A 20,025-nucleotide genomic window follows, 5' to 3' on the forward strand; every position below is an offset into this window, starting at 1 on the left:
TAAACAAGTTCCTTGCCTCCATGGGTGGTGACTGACCCTGACAGGAGGCTGATAAATCCGTAAGGAGCAATATCAAATGCGTCATTACGAAATCGTTTTTATGGTTCATCCTGACCAGAGCGAACAAGTTCCGGGCATGATCGAGCGTTATAAAACCGCTATCACTAATGCAAATGGTCAGATCCACCGTCTAGAAGACTGGGGTCGTCGTCAATTAGCTTATCCAATCAACAAACTGCACAAAGCACACTACGTTCTGATGAACGTTGAAGCTCCGCAGGAAGTGATTGATGAACTGGAAACTACTTTCCGTTTCAACGATGCCGTTCTCCGCAACATGATTATGCGTACTAAACACGCAGTAACTGAAGCTTCTCCAATGGTTAAAGCAAAAGACGAACGCCGTCGTGATATCGCTGATGACCTTGATGAAGATGAAGTTGATGATGTAGCAGAGGATTCTGAAGAGTAATTAGTGCTGTGACGGCTAATAATCATTTGGTGCTAACAGGCACAGTGTGCAAGGCATTAATTCGAAAAATTAGCCCCGCTGGGATCCCGCACTGTCAATTTGTTATTGAACATCGTTCAATACAAGAAGAGGCGGGATTAAAAAGACAATCATGGTGCCGAATGCCCATTATTGCTAGCGGGAAAGCGTTACAAGCAGTTACTCACAGTATAACGGTCGGCAGCCAAATCACCGTTTCTGGATTCATTAGTAGCCATCAGGCACGAAATGGATTGTTTAAATTGGTGCTTCATGCCGAGCAGATTGAATTGATAGATTCTGGAGACTAGCCATATGGCACGTTATTTCCGTCGTCGTAAGTTCTGCCGTTTCACAGCAGAAGGCGTACAAGAGATCGATTATAAAGATATCGCTACGCTGAAAAACTATATCACTGAAAGTGGTAAAATTGTACCAAGTCGTATCACCGGTACTCGTGCAAAATACCAGCGTCAGCTGGCTCGTGCTATCAAGCGCGCACGCTACCTGTCTTTATTACCTTATACTGATCGTCATCAGTAATAGGTATATAGTCCATTAATGACTTGTAGAGGATAAGGTAATGCAAATTATTCTGCTTGATAAAGTAGCGAATCTGGGTAGCCTGGGTGATCAGGTTAACGTAAAATCGGGCTATGCTCGTAACTATTTAATCCCACAGGGTAAAGCTGTTTCTGCGACTAAGAAAAACATCGAGTTTTTCGAAGCGCGTCGTGCTGAGTTAGAAGCTAAATTAGCTGAAACTTTAGCAGCAGCTGAAGCTCGTGCAGCGAAGATCAATGCACTGGGTTCTGTCACTATCAGCTCTAAAGCGGGTGACGAAGGTAAACTGTTTGGTTCAATCGGTACTCGTGACATCGCTGATGCTGTAACTGCAGCTGGCGTTGAAATGTGTAAGAGCGAAGTTCGCCTGCCAAATGGCGTTCTGCGTACTACTGGTGACCACGAAGTTCACTTCCAAGTTCACAGTGACGTATTCGCTGAACTGAATGTTATCATCGTTGCTGAATAATCTCTGATTAAACAGTTAATGTTGATAAAGAAAAACGCCAGCTTAGCTGGCGTTTTTTTTGGGATAAATAAATGCTTTTCTTACTATGGGGTACGGTAATAACTTCCATCACTCAAACGAGTGTAAGTGATAACAGTACCGGCGCTATTTGTCACTTCTAGCATACTGACATCACCTTGTGGATTACGCTGTAAACGAATAGTTTGCCCAGAGCGTAATTGGCTTAATGATTTTTGCTGGTCTTCTGATTTCGCCATAGAGAATGCATCATTGACAGGAAGTTGATTGTCTCTAAAAAGTTGCGCTAAGGTCTGTCCCTCTTTAATGGTATAAGTTTGCCATGTTTGCGCTGGTGTTGATTGCGTGTTTTGTTGCGGTGCTGTTTGAGCAATATTGCCTTCAGGATCATTTGTCATTGGCTCTTCTATTGATGGAGAAGTGCCAGATTCGGCATTTAAGCTATCTTGTGCTTGAGGGATCGGTGTTTGATACGCCGGATCATTGGTAGATGCTATTGGCACAGGAAGATCATGCGTTGATGATGATGGCTGAGGTGGCTCACTGGTGTTTTCACTTGTCGGCCAAAAAAATACGACCAATAAAGCAATAGCAATAACCAGTATTGCTCGACGATGTAAGCCAGGGAATTTGCCCATATTCACCTCATTATTGATCTGTGAATCAGTATTATGAATTGCTGTAACATCTTTTTTATTTCTTGTAGCCATACTAGCACGAACCATGATCCTAACTTGCTCCCTGAATTCTTTTCAGAATTATCTATTCGCTCTAACCGTTAATGTTATTTATTCCCTTGATGGTTAACTAAAAATAGTTTCATACGTTGATACGCATTTTTATCTGTTTCTATGGTTAAAGCCTGCGTTAATTCACCGTAAAGATCATGAGGCAATAATGTGTCAGACCATGTTGAAAGAACATTCAGCGCCATATTTCTATCACGCAATGTCGGGCTGCGTAATTGCCTTTTGATCAGTGACCAGCCGATACCAGGAAAACCACCAAGATCTTGCATAATATATTCAACGGCATGATGGGGCTGATATTCAGAGTAGGTAGTTATTAATGGATCATCTGTGCTATCGAATGCTGTTAATTCAATTTGTTGTTCTGCAAGTTTAACTACTCTTTCTATTTTATGAGAAGCATCCGTTTGCATTAATTGGTGCCACCAATCCGCATTGGGATTATCTTTTTGTAGTGAAAAGAGCAATTCCCAAATATCAAGGCGAAGAGATTTAGCAACAAGGCTTGCTTGGTAACTTTTTGAGCGAGAAGAGTTTTGTAATGCTTCGATAATGAGTATCGACCATTCTGGTTTTTGAATAATATTTTGTGAAGTGGAGATAATTTGTTGTTGGTATTGATCGTCCCAGCCGAGAGACTCGAGTAATAACCAATCTTCACCACTATTTTGAACAAAGTCGGCGATTTCACAGACGCAATAAAGGAGTTTTAATTCTTTGGGTGGCAAAGAATCAACTTGTGAAATAAAAGTATTACACGCTTGGACGCCTTCTACATAATCATAGATATCTTTTGTAGGACCCCCATTAAGCAGTGCGCGTAAAAGATCACTACAACCAAGCAGTAACTCATTATCTAAAGGATGCGTATTCAACATCTCTAATAATGCGCCTTTTGTGACGCAGTCATAGGCCACATATTCTGTCATTACGTTATTTTTATACCCTTCAGTCAGCAGCCAATAACGATTATTAATAGACAATGTTGAAGGCAGATATTCGATAAATTGGATACGTCCCCAGCCTTTTGTTCGTTGACCTAGGGAATATAAAAAAGGCTCCAATTCTTCACAAGAAAGGCGCTGTTTCAGCGAACGAATAGCATAAAGTGTAAATTCAGGGTGAAGGGCAAACAATAAAAGTAAACGTTGAGAAGGACTATCGCTAAACGTGCCTAATAGCCCTAATGCGATTTTGATCGGATTTTTATCAGGGCTTGACTTCAAGATCCACAAGATGAATTGAAAATAGACCTCATGATTAATCAATGTTTCATCTTGTTCTATTTTCTTTATCAGATGTGGAAGATAGGTAATAGGCGCGAGTTTATCTTGGCAGGCCATGGAATAAAAAGAATCAATATGCTCTTTATCAGGCAAAAGAACGATATGTTTTATTGCATGATAGAGTGATAAGGCAAATTCCTCACATGCTTTTTGAGAAGGTAGTTGCTCAATGGCTCGACCTATTCGTTGGTGCAAAATAATACCTTCACGAGCGCCAGCTGACCAACTAAAAGGTATTGAATTATCAGGTTTTACTTTTAGATGTGCGTCTGACAATAGATTTAATTCATCAGGTAATGGTGTATCACCTATTTCATAAGGTCTTAATTGTGAAAAAATTGAAGGCGCAGAAGACGAGTAAACGTTAGGAAAGTCTACTGTGAGATCGATAGACAAAGGTGACTTACTGAAAAGCTTATCGCGCCAATTAGTCATAATAAATCCTATTTGTTTTGCCGTCTTAGTATAACTTTAGCGGAAAATAGGAAGGCTGGATAAAAAAAGCCAGAAAATCCACTTATATCACTAAAAAAATTCCCATCTCAAAATTCCTTCCTTCTTGAGATAAAAAAAACAAATCAAAAAAAACTGGTCAATAAAATTAAAAAGGGGTACATTAGCGCAATTCCAAATTGTTATATTATAACATTGCAAATGAAGTGGGGTTTATTATGAAACTAGGTATCCACCCTCAATATCGAACAGTGATTTTCCATGACACCAGCGCAGATGCTTATTTTAAAGTGGGTTCAACCATCCAAACGGAAAAGACAATAGAGTATGAAGGGCAAACATACCCTTATGTGACATTAGATGTCTCCTCTCAATCACACCCATTTTATACCGGTAAGCAGAAGACACATTCTCAAGAAGGTAATGTGGCACGCTTTAATAAACGTTTTGGTCAATTTATTAAGTAAGGAAGAAAAAATGCAGGTATTAAGTTCATTAAAAAGTGCTAAACAGCGCCATCCAGATTGTAAGGTGGTGCGTCGCCGTGGTCGCCTTTATGTGATTTGTAAATCAAATCCACGTTTTAAAGCAGTTCAGGGGTGAAATTATGCAAAAGCCAGTTCTTTCTTGTATTTTAATCATGGGATTATTGGGTAGTGCAATGTCTGTTTTAGCACATAGCCACCATCATGAAAAAGTACAAACACAAGCACAGCGAGATGCAGCAAACGGGATTTTTGAGGACAAGGACGTTCTCAATCGCCAGCTTAGTGATTGGGATGGCGTATGGCAATCTGTAGAGCCTTATCTGGTGAGTGGCGAGCTAGATGAGGTTTTACAAAAGAAAGCAGAAACGAAAAAAGATAAAACGGTTGAAGAGTACCGAACCTATTACGCACAAGGCTATAAAACTGATGTGGATATGGTTGGTATTGAAAACAATATTATTGAGTTCCATAGAGGCGAAAACGTCGATAGCTGTGAATATCACTATGATGGTTATCGTATTCTACATTATGAGTCTGGTAAAAAAGGCGTACGTTATCTTTTCCGCTGTGATGATGCCAAAAGCCAAGCACCTAAATTTATTCAATTTAGCGACCATATTATTGCGCCAGAGAAAGCAGGGCACTTCCATTTATATATGGGCAATATATCGCAAGATGAATTACTTAAAGAACTAAGCAACTGGCCAACGTATTATCCTTATTCCATGAAAGCAGATGATATTGTTCATGAAATGCTTTATCACTGATTTAAGTAAAATAGATAGAAAATAAAATAATAAAAAATCTTTAGCAAAGGAATGCTAGATTTTTTTTAATTAATTATGTGGTCTAAAGAGAATAATAAAATAATTCATGTGAAAGTTATTTAATTAATAAGTATACTCATATTTATTTAGTGATATATTAAACTAAGTCTATTCATTTTTTATTACCTAATATTTAATTAATTTTTTTAAAAGGAATTTTTATGGCATATCCTATTTATTTAACTTTAAAAGGGAAAGTCCAAGGGTTAATTTCTGTTGGTTGTTCATCTCTTGATTCGATAGGAAACCGTTATCAACTTAATCATGAGGATGAAATTCAAGTGATTAGTTTAAATAATGGTTCTTTTCGTACACAAAATGCATCTTATCAACCGGTTATATTTACTAAACCCATAGATAAATCATCACCACTACTTTCAACAGCCCTAGATAACAATGAGGTATTAGAAGCAACATTCACTTTTTATAGAACAAGCCAACATGGGCAACTTGAAAAATATTATGAAATTAAACTGACAGAAGTTTCTCTAATTGAAGTTTCTGATATTTTCCCTGATTCAATAAATGATAATGAATCAATGCCATATCAGCGTATTCAAATGAAATATACTTCAATCTCAAGAAATCATTTAGTCGGTAATACCTCTAGTTACAGTATTAATAGTGATATGATTAAGTAGGATTTACAACATAATTAAAAGATATGTGCTATTTACACATATCTTTTGATATAACATATTCGCTTGGTGCAAAGATTGATTGTTTATAGCAAATATAATATCCCTTAGAGACTAAATCATATCTGACATAAAATGAAAAAAAGAAACTAAAAACAATTCCAGCTATTACAATAATGGCAAGATAACCGGCGATTTTATTATTCATTTTTTGTATTTTTTTCTTATATGCACAAAGAAAACCATAATATGAAAAATAAAAAGTTAAAGGAACCCCAAAGCAGAGTAATCCGGTCTGAAATGAAAATGCTATTCTGTCTTTCATTAAAAAGTAATCTATATAATTAATTGTTGAGTAATAAAATCCAAAAAACGATAAGAGTAAAATACATAGAGAAGATAGTATTAAATTAACCGGTTTTATTTCTATTTTTTTTATTTTATCCACGGCTAAGTCTTCCCCATTGTGTAAAAAATTGATCAGGATGATAAGGTGTTTCAGGTTTTTTGTCTCGATAAGATTTTAGATTTTTAATTATGGTTTCACTTATCTTAAATTCATCATCTAATTTATATAGGGCAATCGCTACCACTAGACCCACAATAAATACACCTAAAGTAACGACTATAATACTTGTTCCTCCTGCTAATGCAGCTGTTACTAAGCTACCCGTGAGTAAAGTTGTCATTTGCATACTAATAGCCAATTTTGCCATATCCATCGTTATATTTACGAAAAAATTGGTGAGATCATATTCATCTCTAAATATTAGCTCTACAATTCTATAAGCTGCTGAAAAGACAATTGCAAAACGTGCTCCCCCAGTTGAAACTGAATTCATTCCTTGGGTTCCTACCCCCATATATATAATACGAGGATTATTTGCTAAGTATCGAGTTGCATTTAAATAAGTTCTAACGCCCGCATGACCTGAAATTCTTATATAGACATTTCCATTTTTACCTACATATTCAGTCGCTGTGATATTAATATTTCTAAACTCATTAATAATCCTTTCGACTCTATATAATTCATAGATATTTCCAGAATATGATGAAGCAATATCACCAACACTAAATAAAGTGTCTTTCGATGATTTATAAGGTGTTGGGGTAGATAAGTTTTTTAGAACATAATCAGCTTCTTCAATGGTGATAAGTGCTGCAACATTTTCATCATCTTCGGTATCATTAAGGATCCGTTCAATTCTTTTCTTATTGTTGTATTGTTCTTCTCTATCCCAATCAATAACGGTGGTATCGTATATATAGCCCATATAAAAAATCCTTTTTTATAAATTTGGATTAGATTAATAAAATTTATAGTTTTATGCAATTAAAAATATTCGTTATTAGATTAACCAATTTAAAAATTAGCTTAATACTATATGAGTTTTTATTTCTTATTATTTCATATTTTATGATGATTATTTTGATTGTTATGGTATTTGTTTTATTTATCTTTTTAATTTTATTTAAAGAAATAATATCCACTCTTATAAGAGAAGTTGTTTTTATTTTTATATTAGTAATAAATAGATTAAGGATATATAAATTCTATTTTATATCTTTTTGTTAAATCAGGGATTTTAATTTTTTAGATAATAAGAGAAAATAATAAGAAAAAAGAGTAAGAAAAAAGTAGTAGCATCCATGCTGACTTACTTTTATAAGTTGGGTTAACGATTATTTATAATCCCTGGCAGAGATACTTCATCTCCATATAGTCTTCAATACCGTGTTCAGAGCCTTCACGACCTAAGCCTGATTGTTTAATTCCTCCAAATGGCGCAACTTCATTAGAAATTAAACCCGTATTAATGCCCACCATGCCGTATTCTAAATTTTCAGCAACACGCCAAATACGCTGTGGATTTTCACTATAAAAATAAGCCGCTAAACCATAAATGGTGTTATTAGCTAAATGTACTACTTCATCTTCATTTTCAAAGATAACTAAAGGTGCTACAGGGCCAAAGATCTCTTCTTCAAGGATATGGCTATCGGCAGGCACATTACCCACAACAGTAGGCTGGAAGAAGTTTTCACCCGCTTTATCACTTTCACCACCACAAAGCAGTGTCGCACCGCGTTTTAGTGTGTCAGCCAGTAAAGATTGTGATTTTTCAACTGCTTTGCGATTAATAAGAGGTCCAATAGTGACACCTTCTTCAAAACCGTTTCCTACTTTGAGCTTTTTGACAGCAGCAACAAAACGTTCACTAAATTGTTGATAAACATCTTTATGAATATAAAAACGGTTAGCACAAACACAGGTTTGCCCTGCATTGCGGAATTTAGCGCCCATAGCCCCTTCAACGGCTTTATCAATATCGGCATCGTTAAACACGATAAATGGCGCATTACCGCCCAATTCTAAAGAGACTTTTTTTACGCTATCAGAACATTGGCGCATTAATAAACGTCCAACACCTGTAGAGCCAGTAAAACTTAATTTGCGAACACGGTTATCAGAGGTAAAGACTTCGCCAATTTTAATGGCATCACCTGTAACAATATTAATCACACCCGCAGGAATACCCGCTTGAGCCGCTAATTCCGCTAAAGCTAATGCGGTGTAAGGTGTTTCATTGGCAGGTTTAATCACCATCGTACAACCCGCAGCTAATGCTGGAGCGGCTTTGCGGGTGATCATCGCTGCTGGGAAGTTCCAAGGTGTAATAGCAGCACAAACACCAATACCTTGTTTAATCACCATCAAACGTTTGTCAGCAGAAGGTGAGGGAATAATTTCACCGTTGGTTCTCTTTCCTTGTTCTGCAAACCACTCGATAAAAGAAGCCGCATAAGTAATTTCACCCTCTGCTTCAGCAACAGGTTTACCCTGCTCAAAGGTCATTAATTCAGCCAATTTTCTTTTATTTTCAGTGATTAATTTAAACCAGTTTTGCAATAACGCTCCGCGCTGATGTGCTGTAAGTGCGCGCCATTTTGGTAAGGCTTTTTGTGCAGCATCAACAGCCATTATTGCTTCTTGAGTTGCCATATTGGGTACAGTTCCGAGTAAAGTACCCGTGGCAGGATCGATAACATCAACGGTTTCGTTATTTTTAGCATTACACCAAAGACCATCAATATAGCCTTGTTCGCGGAAATAGGGATTTGTCGTTATCTTCACTTAATACCTCTCTGAACACATTATATATTGATATTTATAAGGCTAGGCAGTTTAGTGCCTATGTATAATTATATGCCTGTGTTGTGATGTTGTGAAAATAAGTATGACAAATGCCAATAAAAAAACGTTAAAACGCGGTGAATAGAGTCAATTGCTTACGTTTTTAATGAATCTCAAGGCTGAAGGTTTACGCTGTACCTTACCACTGTTATTCTTGAATTTAACTTTCATAAAAAACAGGTATTTTTCATGTCAAAACCATCATTTGATTCTATTGAATCACAGGCAAGTTACGGTATTGGTCTGCAAGTCGGTCAACAACTGACTGAGTCAGGTCTTCAAGGATTAGAGCCAGCAGCACTGTTAGCTGGCTTGACCGATGCATTAGAAGGTAATGCGCCTTCTGTACCTGTTGAAACATTACACAATGCCTTACGTACTATGCACGAGCGTGCTGAAGCTGTGCGTCAAGAACGCCAAGCAGAGCTGGCTGATGCTGGTAAAGTTTTCTTAGAAGAAAATGTGAAAAATGAAGGCGTTCAAGTTACAGAATCAGGTTTACAGTATAAAGTCCTGACTGCGGGCGAAGGTGCAATCCCTGCGCGTACTGATCATGTTCGTGTTCATTACACAGGGCGTTTAATTGATGGTACTGTGTTTGATAGCTCAGTTCAGCGCGGTCAACCTGCTGAATTCCCAGTAAATGGCGTTATCGCAGGCTGGATTGAAGCATTAACATTAATGCCAGTAGGCTCAAAATGGGAATTATATATTCCTTACCAATTAGCTTATGGCGAACGTGGTGCGGGTGCGGCTATTCCTCCATTCGCGACATTAGTATTTGAAGTAGAATTATTAGAAATTTTATAATTTCTTATTCTGCGGCAAATTAGAGTAAAAAATAGCTGGTTTTTGCCAGCTATTTTTGTCTCTATACTAAAATAAAGAGACAGTAGGGTAATTAATTTTTATAAGAGAAGTTATCTGCTTATAGAAATAAGAGAGGTGTATGATGTTAGAACAAGTCAGCAAATTAGCCCGCCAAGCAGGTATGGCGATAATGCAAATCTACCAGCAATCAGAGCCTATCCAAGTACAGGAAAAAAGCGATAATTCACCTGTCACAGAAGCTGATTTGGCCGCTCACCAAATTATCAAACAAGGACTTGCTTCTATTGCCCCTGATATACCTCAATTATCTGAAGAAGATCCCCCTGAATGGGAAGTTCGTCGTCATTGGGATCGCTATTGGTTGATTGATCCTTTAGATGGAACTAAAGAATTTATCAGCAAAAATGGTGAGTTTACGGTGAATATCGCCTTAATTGAAAATGGTATTCCCGTTTTAGGCGTTGTCTATGCACCAGTTCAAAATGTGTTATATGCGGCTGCTAATAAACAAGCATGGAAAGAAGTGTGTGGTCGTAAATTACCTATTCATGCGAGCCGCGCTGAACCGCCAGTGATTGTGATTAGTCGTTCTCATCAAGATGATGAATTAAAAGAGTATTTATCTCAACTTGGTGAACATCAAACGGTGGCAGTTGGCTCTTCTTTAAAATTTTGTCTTGTGGCGGAAGGTAAAGCACAACTTTATCCTCGCTTTGGACCAACACATACATGGGATACTGCCGCAGGTCATGCCATTGCGATAGCAGCTGGTGCGCATGTCACCGATTGGAAAGGAATCACGTTAGATTATTCCCCTAAAGAATCGCTGATAAACCCAGGATTTAGAGTGTCTATTTTTTAAATAGACCAAATAAGGTTGTAGCCCTTTATATAAAAGGGCTATAACACAGAGATTATTCTTTAATTAAATCGTTGATAAGATTGATTGCAGTTGTAATTTCCGCACCGCTTAATACACCTTCTTTAACGAAACGAACCTTACCTTGCTTATCTAAAACAACAATAGCTGAACTCTCTTTCTCTAATCCCCAGCTTTTTAATGCTGCACCATCGGCATCAACAATAAACTGTGACCAAGGAAATTCTTTTTTACTGTCTTCAACACTGCCACGAACAAATGGACCTGTGCCAAAGACTGCATCATCAGTATTAATAATCGTTGTAGTTTGATAACTGGTGTGTGGAAATTTAGCCAGTTTTACGGCTTCAATAAACGGTGCATTCATCTCCTTCGCCTTGCTACGTCCTGCTATATGCTGAACAGTACGTACTTTTCCACTAAGCAGACCACTATTCCAATTTTGGTAGCTAAACTTATCTTTGGTTGTGTCATAAAGTAGTTCGCCTTTGTCATTGATTGTGACAGCAGGAAGTACTGTATTTTCAGTGATGTTATGTGCAAATGCCCAGGTGGATGTGCTGAGTAAAAGAGCAGCTAAGGTTATTTTGTGCATAGCCATTGTCCTATTATTGAAATCGACGTTAGATTTTATCTAAGCATAGAAGCTAGTGAAGAATAATACCTCATTACTGATACATTTATTTAACATTGAGTGAGTAAAATAATGCATACGCTATCTTTAGTTATATTCTTTACTGTCAATAAATGTAAAAACAGATAAGAAAATCAAATAAGTTGAACCTAGTACTTATAATTAGGTCTTTAAATTTGATATATAAAGATAAGTCTTTATGACTTATTAAACTCAACAACGAGCATGGGAGACTAACTGAAAGATGAAAATCTTCAATCGCTATAACCCTGAAAAAATTGCTCTCTACGTTAAGACATTATTTCGTGGACGGTTTTACATCAAAGGAATGGGTGCATTTGAATTCGATTATGGCAAAATACTACTGCCTAAAATAAAAGATAAGCTACATTTTAATGTGATGAGTGAAGTAAACCAGCAGGTGGTTTTACTGAAAGCAGAACTGGGCTAACTTTTATCTGATAGATAACTGAGTCTTTCTCGTGCATACCTTCGATAAGACTCAGTTATTAATTTCAACTTGTTACTTGTTACCTATTACTTGTTAACTGACCGTTTTATTCTCATCTGTCTTGATATCGACTTCTGTTGTGGTTGTCTGTGTTACAGGAACGTGCTCTTGTAAAACAGGCTTCACAGGTGGAATATCATCAATTTTTGTCACAAGCAGTTGATCTATTTTGTAATTATCAATATCGACAACTTCAAATTTGTATCCTGAAAACTTCACATAATCAGTGCGTTTGGGAATTTTACGTAAGCGATACATCATAAACCCAGCGATGGTTTCGTAGTTACTTGAATCTGGGAAATCGTCGATATCAAGTACACGCATTACATCATCAATTGGCGTACCGCCTTCAACTAACCACGAGTGCTCGTCACGGCTTACAATTTGCTCTTCTTGCCCCGGTCCAATTAAATCGCCCATTAAGGTTGTCATTACATCGTTTAACGTAATCACACCCATCACCATAGCGTATTCATTAAGGATGATGGCAAAGTCTTCGCCAGATGTTTTAAAGCTTTCTAACATATCTGAAAGTGTTAATGTATCAGGAATAATCAACGCTTTACGGATATGAACACCTTCATTAAGATTTAGGCTTTGTCCGTTAATAACGCGATTAAGAAGCTCTTTAGAATCTACATAACCAATAATATGGTCGATATCACCTTCACAAACTAAAAATTTAGAGTGAGGCTGGGTAGCAATTTTTTCTTTGATATCACTTTCAGTTTCTTCACGATCAAAATAGACCACATCTTCTCGTGGTGTCATTGCGGATGGTACAGTACGAGATTCTAATTCAAAGACATTCTCAATCAACTCATGCTCTTGTTTACGTAAAACCCCAGCAACAGCCCCCGCTTCTACAATGGCAAAAATATCATCAGAAGTAATATCTTCATTTCTAACCATCGGGATTTTAAATAATTTGAAAATGAGATCTGCCATACCGTTAAATAACCACACCAAAGGGCGAAAGAAGGCAAGACAGAAACGCATTGGATTCACAATTCTTAATGCGATAGCTTCTGGTTTTATCATACCAATGCGTTTTGGCGTTAAGTCAGCCAGTAAAATAAACATTGATGTGACAATAATAAAAGAGCAAATCGACCCTAATTGTTGTGAGAGTGCTTCATCAAAAAATTGTAGGAAAAAGCTTTTTAATGAAGGCGAAAATGCAGATTCACCGACAATACCCGCTAAGATAGCGACGGCGTTTAATCCAATTTGCACGACGGTAAAAAACATGCCCGGCATTTCTTGCATTTTTAATACACGAGCAGCGTTGATATTGCCTTCATCAACAAGTTGTTTGAGCTTAATTCGACGAGAAGCAGCAAGAGAGATTTCGGACAGCGAAAAAAAGGCGCTGATAGCACAAAGCAAAAGCACAATGAGTAAACTATTAAGCATATAAGGCTCACACCACCCCAAGTATTTAATCCAAAGGGTAATACTAGAGTGTTAAAAATAGAAGATAAATCAATATATTGTGATGAGGTTTTTCACAAAGAAAGATAAGAGGGCGCAATTATATCATCGCCCTGCTATTTTCTGCTAGTTTTACTTTTCAGGTGGGAAACAGATGCCAATTCCCCCTAAGCCACAATAACCTTGTGGATTTTTATAGAGATATTGTTGGTGATAATCTTCAGCAAAATAAAAAGGCCCTGTAGGTTGAATTTCTGTGGTGATTGCTTCAGTAGCACCTTGAGCATTCATCGCTTGCTGATAACGTTTTTTGGACTCAATAGCTTGCGCATATTGTTCTGCATTAACGGTGTAAATTGCCGAGCGATATTGACTACCAATATCATTACCTTGGCGCATACCCTGTGCAGGATTATGATTTTCCCAAAAAAGCGCCAAAAGTTGTGAGTAGCTAATTATTGTAGGATCAAAAACGACTCTCACGACTTCACTATGACCCGTTAATCCTTGGCAAACTTGTTGGTAGGTTGGATTTTCTGTTACACCACCGCTATAACCTGCACTTGTTGAGTAAACGCCTTGTTGTTGCCAAAACAGACGTTCAACTCCCCAAAAACAACCCATCGCAAAATAAGCGATACTCATTTTTTCAGGAATATCATTGATAGAATGCCCATTTACTGCATGATTAGCAGATATTTCTAATGGTGTCGAAGTACCCTTTAAGGCATTCTCTGGTTGGTAAGCTTTATGTTGCAAGGTAGACTCCATTTTTTATATTTGTAAACGCTTTACTATGGTAAAGGTTTAATATTGTTATAAACTAAATCTACAATAAAGCTTAAAACAGTTTGTCGTCAATTCATCACATGGATTAAATCATATTGAGGAGAAAACGTGCCGAGATACTCCGTTATCTACGTTCTCTGTCTGTCTTTTATCGCACCCGTTGCCTATGGGGCAAATTTGCGTTTAAAAGTAGAAGGTTTAGAAGGGCAGCTCGAAAAAAATGCGCGAGTCCAGCTATCAAACATTACAACAGAAGAAGTTGCACCTGACGGGCGTTTTCGTGCGCGTGTTGAAAAGGCAATTCAAGAAGGACTTCGCCCATTAGGTTATTATCAGCCTACTGTGACATTCTCTTATCAAGAAAATACACCGCCAGCACGTTCGGTATTAACAGCAAAAGTTGAACCAGGTATTCCTATTTTATTGAAAGGAGTCGATGTTGTTCTCGAAGGCGGTGCTAAAACAGATAGCCAATATGCTAAGGTTATTAAAGAGAATACGCCGCCACTTGATAGCGTGTTAAACCATGGTGATTATGAAAAGCTCAAAGGTTCGCTAACGGGGCTTGCTGTTCGCCGTGGCTACTTCGATGCTGAAATGGAAAAAAGCCAGCTCGGTGTTTCTTTAGATAATCACGCCTCTTATTGGGATTTCGTCTTTAATAGTGGCGAGCGTTACCGCTTTGGTAAGGTGAATTATAGCGGTTCTCAAATCCGTGAAGACTATCTACAAAATATTGTTCCTTTTAAAGAAGGGCAATATTACTCCTCAGAAGATCTGGCAGAATTTAATCGACGCTTAGCGGCAACAGGTTGGTTTAACTCAGCACTTGTGACGCCTGATATTGCAAAAGCACGCAGTGAACATTCTTACTTGCTCCCTATGGATGCGGTTGTCACTCCTCGCTCTCGTAACTACGTTGAATTAGGGGGAGGTTATGCAACTGATGTAGGACCTAGGTTGAATATGCAGTGGAATAAACCTTGGATGAACTCTCGTGGTCATAGCCTGACGTCAGATCTTAGTATTTCTCAACCTGAACAATCTATTGGTGCGAAATACAAAATTCCATTAAAAATTAATCCATTAGAGCAATATTATGCGATAGACGGTGGTTTTAAGAGAACAGACTATAATGACACGCGTTCTGATACGACAACGCTGAACCTTTCTCGAAATTGGGATATGTCTACAGGTTGGCAATATAGCATAAATACCCGCTGGAGCCTTAGCCACTTTACTCAAGGGCAAGACACTTATACCACTATGCTGTTATATCCAGGGGTTAATGCGAGTCGAGTACGTCAACGCGGTGGCATGATGCCTTATTGGGGAGATAGCCAACGTTACTCTTTAAATTACTCAAATAAAATTTGGGGTTCTGATGTTGAGTTTTTAGCTTTCAATGCTCAACAAGTGTGGATACGTACGCCTTGGGATGGGCATCGTTTTGTGGTAAGAGGCAATTTTGGTTGGATTGAAACCAATGCTTTTGGGCAAGTGCCACCTGAACTTCGTTTCTTTGCGGGTGGTGATAGAAGCGTTCGTGGCTTTAAATATCAAAGTATTTCACCTGAAGATAGCAAAGGTAACTTAACGGGTGCCTCAAGAATGTTAGTTGGCTCAGCAGAATACCAATATAACGTGACAGGGAACTGGTGGAGTGCCGTCTTTATTGATAGTGGTGAAGCCGTTAATGATTTTACTCGTAGTGATTTTAAAACAGGTGCGGGTGCGGGTATTCGTTGGGCATCACCAGTAGGTCCCATTAAATTTGATTTAGCATTACCTGTGAGCGACGTTGATAAGCGTAGACTCCAGTTTTATATCGGGTTAGGAGCAGAGTTATGATAAAAAAGTGGTTGAAATGGATTGCGCTAATACTCCTTATCATTATTTTGCTTACATTCGGTGCTGTAGCTTGGGTTTTAGGAACACAATCTGGTTTACATTTTGCTATTAACAGCGCAGCGCGTTGGGTTCCCGGTTTAGCCATTAAAGAGGTTAACGGAGGCTGGAAAGATCTACGTTTAACGGGGGTTGAATATCAAATGCCCGGTGTTGACGTGAATGTGGGAGAGTTATCATTAGGATTACGTTTAGCATGCCTGACTGATAAACAAGTTTGTGTCGATACATTAGGCACACGAGATGTTGTTGTTAATGTTGATACTAGTGCTTTTCCCCCTTCTGAAGAAACACCTTCATCAGAGCCTTTAACAGAGCTTAATGCACCATTACCTATCTATTTAAATTCACTCTCATTAGAAAATACACATGTGAAGATTGACGATATGGCAATCTCGCTTGGTGAATTTAAAACAGGCGCACAGTGGGAAGGTCGTCAAGTTACATTAAATCCAACACTTATTAATGATTTGCTGGTGGCATTACCGAAAACACCAGAAGAAGGCAGTGTTGAAGCGGTTGCACAAGATGTAAACGAAGTTGTCACGGCAAAAACTCAAACTGAGCCAACAACTCAAGAAGAAAAAGAACAGGCTTTAGCTGAGACAATTAAAGCGATTTTTGCTAAACCTCTGTTAGCTGATTTACCCGAAATTATTATTCCTGTTGATGTAAATGTTGAAGGTATTGAAGGTAAGCAGTTACAAATAACAGGGGATACACCGGTTACGATTAACCAATTATCTTTTGAAGCCAATACGCAAGGTAAACAGGTTAATCTCACTAAATTAAATGTTGATGCACCAGAAGGTGAGATTAGTTTAAATGGGGGAATTACCCTAGATAAGCAGTGGCCTGTTAATTTAAATGTGAATGCGACTATTCGTGATGTGGCAGGGCTTGAAGATTTTAAAGATCAAAAAGCGACGCTTTCTTTACAAGGCGCATTACTCGAAGAGCTTAAATTAGCACTCTCTTTAACAGGAACGGTTACCGCAACTTTAGACGCTCAAGCGGAACTGGCAAAACCACATCTTCCATTAAAATTGACACTTGAAAGTCAGAAAGTTCGTTGGCCATTAACGGGCGATGTACAGTATCAACTCAATGATACTCGGCTGCGTTTAAATGGTCAGACAGACAACTATGATCTCTCATTACGCTCCGATATTGAAGGTCAGGAGATCCCGCCAGCTAAATTAATGCTAGATGCGAAAGGGAATGAAGAGAAAATAGAGGTGACGCGTTTACGTTTAGCCGCTTTGCAAGGTCATGCGGATATTACTGGTGTCGCTGATTGGAGTAAGGCAATTAGCTGGAATGCGTTATTAACCATTTCAGGTATTAATACCGTTAAACAATATCCAGATATGCCCGCTAAATTAGATGGGCGCATTGCCACAACGGGCAGTTTATATGGCGGAAGTTGGCAATTACGTGTTCCTGAAATCACCTTAGATGGCAATATCAAAAATAATCTTATCAAAGCGAGAGGTAATGCTTACGGTAATGATTCTGGCCAATGGAATATCCCTCAGTTAAAACTTATTCTTGGTAAGAATAACCTCGATATTGAAGGGCATTTAGGTGATAAATGGGCATTAGATGCCAATATTAATGCGCCAGGATTAAATGGTTTAGTTCCTGGATTGGCTGGAGTCATTAAAGGTAAGGTTAATATTCGTGGTGATATTAATACACCTAAGATTATTGCTGATATCAATGCTCATGGTATTAAATGGCAAGATCAAGTCAGTATTGAATCCATCACAATTAAAGGTGATGTTCAATCAGACAAAGAGATTGGCGGCAAGCTAGCAATTACTGCTCGCCAGTTAAAACAAGCCGATTTAGTTATTCGCAATTTAACGCTGGATGCTGCTGGTACAGAAAAACAGCATAAACTGACGCTAAAAATGGATGGAGAGCCTGTTTCTGGCGGACTGACATTAGCGGGTTCATTCGATAAAGAAAAACAGCAATGGAAAGGAACGCTAAATAATACGGCATTTGATACTCCTGTGGGTGAATGGCGTTTAAATAAAGCCATGGCGTTGAATTTATTGGCAGAAAAGCAAGAAGTCACCATTGGTTCTCATTGTTGGGTAAACCCAAATGCACAAGTTTGTGTTCCTAAAGCGATAACAGTGGGTGAAAGCGGATCTGCCGCAATTACATTGACACGTTTTGATCTCGCTATGATCAAACCTTTCCTACCAGCAGAGACTTCTGTTCGAGGCGTATTTACTGGCGATGCGACAGCAACTTGGAATTCAAAAGGCGGATTACCGAAAGCATCTGTAAACCTGAAAGGGCAAGGTGTTGGTGTAAAACAGAATATTGATGGTACTGTTTTACCGATTGATTTTGATGCAATTACTTTAAATGCTGGTGTAAATAATGGCAAAGCCACATTGCAATGGTTGATTAGTATTGCGGGTAATGGTGATTTTAAAGTAATGTGAATGTTGCTGATCTTGAGAAAAAACGCCAACTGTCTGGTACGGTTGATATTGATAATCTGACATTAGATTTAATCAAACCGTTCTTAGGGAAAGGTGAAATAGCTCAAGGAAGCGTGGGCGCTCAATTACGTTTAGGAGGAAATGCGCAATCACCGCTGTTATTTGGTCAATTCGGTATTAATCAATTAAAAGTGGTTGGGCATTGGATCCCATTTGATATCACCAAAGGAAATGTTGATATTAGCTTTAATGGTGCAACCTCTGATTTAAGTGGCAGAATCGAAACACCAGAAGGTTATTTAAATCTTACGGGTAATGCAGATTGGCGTAAATTAGAGGAATGGCGCGCTGTTGTGGCAGCAAATGGTAATAAGTTACGTGTTGCATTACCTCCGATGGTTCGTATTGATGTCAACCCTGATTTAGTGTTTGAGGCAAGCCCCATTTACTGAAATTAGACGGTCGCATTGATATACCTTGGGCGCGCATTGTGGTGCAAGATTTACCAGAATCTGCGGTATCAGCGTCTTCTGATGAAGTGATGCTGGATAAAAACTTGCAACCTATTGCACCAAAGAGACATCCATTCCAATTCAAAGCAATTTAGCGATTAATATTGGCGATGATGTGACACTGGACGTCATTTGGGCTTAAAGCTAGATTGACGGGGGCGCTTAAAGTCAATCAAAATAAACAAGGGCTTGGTTTAAATGGCCAAATAGATATTCCAAAAGGCGCATTCAAGCTTATGGGCAAGACTTACAAGTGCGTAAGGGACAAATCTTGTTCTCAGGTCCAGTTGATCAACCTTACTTAAATATTGAAGCGATCCGTAATCCTGAAAACACAGCAAATAATGTGATTGCTGGTGTCAGGGTGACAGGGCTTGCAGATAAACCTAAAGTTGAAATTTTCTCTGAACCTGCGTTTACCCAGCAAGAAGCGTTATCTTACTTGCTAAGAGGTGAAGGGTTAGATAAAAGTGGTGATGCAGACTCATCACAAATGACGGCAATGCTGATAGGCTTAGGTGTTGGTCAAAGTGGTCAGCTTGTAGGACGCATTGGTGAAACCTTTGGTGTTTCAGATTTAGCATTGGATACGCAAGGTGTGGGTGATAGCTCACAAGTTGTGGTCAGTGGCAAGATAACCAATGATCTACAAGTAAAATATGGAGTGGGTATATTTGATTCGCTAGCGACGTTAACTTTACGTTATCGCTTGATGCCCAGGTTGTATTTACAAGCAGTGTCTGGTATGAATCAGGCAATAGATCTGCTTTATCAATTTGAGTTTTAAATTATATGCGAATTATTGTTTATGGTAGTTTACGGCAAAACCAAGGTAATCATCACTGGATGACCTATGCGCAGCTATTAGGCGAGCATAAAT

General features: G+C 38.3%; 20 protein-coding genes and 1 pseudogene. 13 read left to right on the top strand and 8 right to left on the bottom strand.

What is annotated here, in order from left to right:
- The first annotated feature begins 76 nt into the window (after positions 1-76).
- Genes rpsF through rplI form a run of 4 tightly spaced genes read left to right on the top strand, consistent with a single transcriptional unit; the run spans position 77 to position 1,523 of the window.
- Positions 77-472 (top strand): 30S ribosomal protein S6, encoded by a 396-nt coding sequence (rpsF, locus tag BTA34_RS18120; protein WP_151436695.1) that lies wholly within the window; start codon positions 77-79, stop codon positions 470-472.
- Positions 473-480: 8 nt separating this feature from the next.
- Positions 481-801 carry a primosomal replication protein N gene (gene priB / locus BTA34_RS18125; protein WP_151436696.1) on the top strand — a complete coding sequence of 107 codons (321 nt, stop codon included), beginning with the start codon at positions 481-483 and terminating at the stop codon, positions 799-801.
- 4 nt (positions 802-805) lie between these two features.
- Positions 806-1,033 (top strand): 30S ribosomal protein S18, encoded by a 228-nt coding sequence (rpsR, locus tag BTA34_RS18130; RefSeq protein ID WP_000135199.1) that lies wholly within the window; start codon positions 806-808, stop codon positions 1,031-1,033.
- 40 nt (positions 1,034-1,073) lie between these two features.
- On the top strand, positions 1,074-1,523 hold the full coding sequence (gene rplI, locus BTA34_RS18135) for a 50S ribosomal protein L9 (protein WP_023583606.1): 450 nt from the start codon (positions 1,074-1,076) through the stop codon (positions 1,521-1,523).
- An 83-nt stretch (positions 1,524-1,606) separates the two neighbouring features.
- Here the strand turns inward: rplI and BTA34_RS18140 are convergent, their stop codons facing one another.
- Together BTA34_RS18140 and BTA34_RS18145 are read right to left on the bottom strand one after the other, a co-directional pair.
- Positions 1,607-2,251, bottom strand: a complete 645-nt coding sequence (locus tag BTA34_RS18140; RefSeq protein WP_265576130.1) for a LysM-like peptidoglycan-binding domain-containing protein — start codon at positions 2,249-2,251, stop codon at positions 1,607-1,609.
- 74 nt (positions 2,252-2,325) lie between these two features.
- Complete coding sequence (locus BTA34_RS18145) at positions 2,326-4,011, bottom strand: hypothetical protein (protein WP_151436698.1); 1,686 nt, start codon at positions 4,009-4,011, stop codon at positions 2,326-2,328.
- A 236-nt stretch (positions 4,012-4,247) separates the two neighbouring features.
- Between BTA34_RS18145 and BTA34_RS18150 the strand changes: the two genes are divergently transcribed.
- From BTA34_RS18150 to BTA34_RS18165, 4 genes are all read left to right on the top strand, one after another.
- Positions 4,248-4,496, top strand: a complete 249-nt coding sequence (locus BTA34_RS18150; protein WP_023583603.1) for a type B 50S ribosomal protein L31 — start codon at positions 4,248-4,250, stop codon at positions 4,494-4,496.
- A 10-nt stretch (positions 4,497-4,506) separates the two neighbouring features.
- Entirely contained in the window at positions 4,507-4,632 is a 126-nt protein-coding gene (ykgO, locus tag BTA34_RS18155; protein WP_006535739.1) for a type B 50S ribosomal protein L36, read from the top strand.
- A 4-nt stretch (positions 4,633-4,636) separates the two neighbouring features.
- A complete protein-coding gene (zinT, locus tag BTA34_RS18160) occupies positions 4,637-5,284 on the top strand; it encodes a metal-binding protein ZinT (RefSeq protein WP_151436699.1) in 648 nt (215 codons plus the stop codon).
- Between the two features lie 221 nt (positions 5,285-5,505).
- Positions 5,506-5,985 (top strand): Hcp family type VI secretion system effector, encoded by a 480-nt coding sequence (locus tag BTA34_RS18165; protein WP_023583601.1) that lies wholly within the window; start codon positions 5,506-5,508, stop codon positions 5,983-5,985.
- A gap of 28 nt (positions 5,986-6,013) precedes the next feature.
- Here BTA34_RS18165 and BTA34_RS18170 read toward each other — a convergent pair whose 3' ends face one another.
- The 3 genes from BTA34_RS18170 to BTA34_RS18180 form a co-directional block, all read right to left on the bottom strand.
- Entirely contained in the window at positions 6,014-6,430 is a 417-nt protein-coding gene (locus BTA34_RS18170; RefSeq protein ID WP_265576131.1) for a DUF1240 domain-containing protein, read from the bottom strand.
- The gene (locus tag BTA34_RS18175; RefSeq protein WP_151436700.1) at positions 6,423-7,259 is read right to left on the bottom strand and encodes a hypothetical protein; all 837 of its coding nucleotides are present in this window, start codon (positions 7,257-7,259) and stop codon (positions 6,423-6,425) included. Before BTA34_RS18175 ends, BTA34_RS18170 begins: the two co-directional genes overlap by 8 nt.
- A 413-nt stretch (positions 7,260-7,672) precedes the next feature.
- Positions 7,673-9,121, bottom strand: coding sequence for an NAD-dependent succinate-semialdehyde dehydrogenase (locus tag BTA34_RS18180; RefSeq protein ID WP_151434008.1), 1,449 nt, complete (start codon positions 9,119-9,121; stop codon positions 7,673-7,675).
- Positions 9,122-9,370: 249 nt separating this feature from the next.
- On the opposite strand from BTA34_RS18180, the gene BTA34_RS18185 reads away from it, so the two are divergent.
- Positions 9,371-9,991: a peptidylprolyl isomerase gene (locus tag BTA34_RS18185; RefSeq protein ID WP_006535733.1), complete on the top strand. Its 621-nt coding sequence runs from the start codon at positions 9,371-9,373 to the stop codon at positions 9,989-9,991.
- Positions 9,992-10,133: 142 nt separating this feature from the next.
- Positions 10,134-10,874 (top strand): 3'(2'),5'-bisphosphate nucleotidase CysQ, encoded by a 741-nt coding sequence (cysQ, locus tag BTA34_RS18190; protein ID WP_151436701.1) that lies wholly within the window; start codon positions 10,134-10,136, stop codon positions 10,872-10,874.
- A gap of 52 nt (positions 10,875-10,926) precedes the next feature.
- Here the strand turns inward: cysQ and BTA34_RS18195 are convergent, their stop codons facing one another.
- A complete protein-coding gene (locus BTA34_RS18195; RefSeq protein WP_151434009.1) occupies positions 10,927-11,487 on the bottom strand; it encodes a YtfJ family protein in 561 nt (186 codons plus the stop codon).
- Between the two features lie 283 nt (positions 11,488-11,770).
- Here BTA34_RS18195 and BTA34_RS18200 point away from each other — a divergent pair, with 283 nt between their 5' ends.
- On the top strand, positions 11,771-11,977 hold the full coding sequence (locus BTA34_RS18200) for a DUF1107 domain-containing protein (RefSeq protein ID WP_100159789.1): 207 nt from the start codon (positions 11,771-11,773) through the stop codon (positions 11,975-11,977).
- A gap of 93 nt (positions 11,978-12,070) precedes the next feature.
- Here the strand turns inward: BTA34_RS18200 and BTA34_RS18205 are convergent, their stop codons facing one another.
- Both BTA34_RS18205 and msrA read right to left on the bottom strand, forming a co-directional pair.
- Positions 12,071-13,453 carry a hemolysin family protein gene (locus BTA34_RS18205; RefSeq protein ID WP_151434010.1) on the bottom strand — a complete coding sequence of 461 codons (1,383 nt, stop codon included), beginning with the start codon at positions 13,451-13,453 and terminating at the stop codon, positions 12,071-12,073.
- 150 nt (positions 13,454-13,603) lie between these two features.
- Positions 13,604-14,242: a peptide-methionine (S)-S-oxide reductase MsrA gene (msrA, locus tag BTA34_RS18210; protein WP_151434011.1), complete on the bottom strand. Its 639-nt coding sequence runs from the start codon at positions 14,240-14,242 to the stop codon at positions 13,604-13,606.
- A gap of 126 nt (positions 14,243-14,368) precedes the next feature.
- Between msrA and tamA the strand changes: the two genes are divergently transcribed.
- Both tamA and BTA34_RS18220 read left to right on the top strand, forming a co-directional pair.
- Positions 14,369-16,111, top strand: coding sequence for an autotransporter assembly complex protein TamA (tamA, locus tag BTA34_RS18215; RefSeq protein WP_151434012.1), 1,743 nt, complete (start codon positions 14,369-14,371; stop codon positions 16,109-16,111).
- Positions 16,111-19,932: pseudogene (locus BTA34_RS18220) on the top strand (translocation/assembly module TamB domain-containing protein). Before tamA ends, BTA34_RS18220 begins: the two are co-directional and overlap by 1 nt.
- The last annotated feature ends 93 nt before the right edge of the window (positions 19,933-20,025 follow it).

This window comes from Proteus sp. CD3, from assembly GCF_008808075.1.
GTDB classification, from domain to species: Bacteria; Pseudomonadota; Gammaproteobacteria; order Enterobacterales; family Enterobacteriaceae; genus Proteus; species Proteus appendicitidis.

What these genes read in the sequence shown, in the direction of transcription:
- rpsF (WP_151436695.1), top strand. Translation starts at nt 77, where the DNA reads ATGCGTCATTACGAAATCGTTTTTATGGTTCATCCTGACCAGAGCGAA.
- rpsR (WP_000135199.1), top strand. Translation starts at nt 806, where the DNA reads ATGGCACGTTATTTCCGTCGTCGTAAGTTCTGCCGTTTCACAGCAGAA.
- rplI (WP_023583606.1), top strand. Translation starts at nt 1,074, where the DNA reads ATGCAAATTATTCTGCTTGATAAAGTAGCGAATCTGGGTAGCCTGGGT.
- BTA34_RS18140 (WP_265576130.1), bottom strand. Translation starts at nt 2,251, where the DNA reads ATGGCTACAAGAAATAAAAAAGATGTTACAGCAATTCATAATACTGAT.
- BTA34_RS18145 (WP_151436698.1), bottom strand. Translation starts at nt 4,011, where the DNA reads ATGACTAATTGGCGCGATAAGCTTTTCAGTAAGTCACCTTTGTCTATC.
- BTA34_RS18150 (WP_023583603.1), top strand. Translation starts at nt 4,248, where the DNA reads ATGAAACTAGGTATCCACCCTCAATATCGAACAGTGATTTTCCATGAC.
- ykgO (WP_006535739.1), top strand. Translation starts at nt 4,507, where the DNA reads ATGCAGGTATTAAGTTCATTAAAAAGTGCTAAACAGCGCCATCCAGAT.
- zinT (WP_151436699.1), top strand. Translation starts at nt 4,637, where the DNA reads ATGCAAAAGCCAGTTCTTTCTTGTATTTTAATCATGGGATTATTGGGT.
- BTA34_RS18165 (WP_023583601.1), top strand. Translation starts at nt 5,506, where the DNA reads ATGGCATATCCTATTTATTTAACTTTAAAAGGGAAAGTCCAAGGGTTA.
- BTA34_RS18175 (WP_151436700.1), bottom strand. Translation starts at nt 7,259, where the DNA reads ATGGGCTATATATACGATACCACCGTTATTGATTGGGATAGAGAAGAA.
- BTA34_RS18185 (WP_006535733.1), top strand. Translation starts at nt 9,371, where the DNA reads ATGTCAAAACCATCATTTGATTCTATTGAATCACAGGCAAGTTACGGT.
- cysQ (WP_151436701.1), top strand. Translation starts at nt 10,134, where the DNA reads ATGTTAGAACAAGTCAGCAAATTAGCCCGCCAAGCAGGTATGGCGATA.
- BTA34_RS18195 (WP_151434009.1), bottom strand. Translation starts at nt 11,487, where the DNA reads ATGCACAAAATAACCTTAGCTGCTCTTTTACTCAGCACATCCACCTGG.
- BTA34_RS18200 (WP_100159789.1), top strand. Translation starts at nt 11,771, where the DNA reads ATGAAAATCTTCAATCGCTATAACCCTGAAAAAATTGCTCTCTACGTT.
- BTA34_RS18205 (WP_151434010.1), bottom strand. Translation starts at nt 13,453, where the DNA reads ATGCTTAATAGTTTACTCATTGTGCTTTTGCTTTGTGCTATCAGCGCC.
- msrA (WP_151434011.1), bottom strand. Translation starts at nt 14,242, where the DNA reads ATGGAGTCTACCTTGCAACATAAAGCTTACCAACCAGAGAATGCCTTA.